Genomic DNA, 268 nt, shown 5'->3' with positions numbered 1-268 from the left:
ATTGCAGTACGACCATTTTTTGCGTGAAATACACTCAATTGTTGGCTTAATAACTTAGATAAAAGCTGTTGGCCAATGTTGCGCACGATGACGCGATCCGCCCCATTTGCCAGTATCATACTGACTAATTGTTTCTTACCCTCACATCCTTCTGTTAATGCTGGGTTGGCAAAGCGCCCTTTTACTTGGCCTTGCTCATCAATGAATAGCATCTCATCGGCACGGCTAAAGTGGTTGGCAATATGTTGGTCTTTCATAGGTATGGCAG

The 268-nt window shown here is 44.0% G+C and carries 1 protein-coding gene; it reads right to left on the bottom strand.

Annotated features, from left to right (window positions below; genetic code table 11):
- On the bottom strand, positions 1-268 hold a 268-nt coding region (locus AAEZ02_RS22600), incomplete at both ends, for a NifB/NifX family molybdenum-iron cluster-binding protein (protein WP_351125297.1).

This window comes from Shewanella sp. T24-MNA-CIBAN-0130, assembly GCF_040310185.1.
In the GTDB taxonomy this organism is placed as follows: domain Bacteria; phylum Pseudomonadota; class Gammaproteobacteria; order Enterobacterales; family Shewanellaceae; genus Shewanella; species Shewanella psychromarinicola.
Note: the sequence above shows the minus strand (reverse complement) of the source record. Positions and strands in the feature narration are given on the sequence as shown.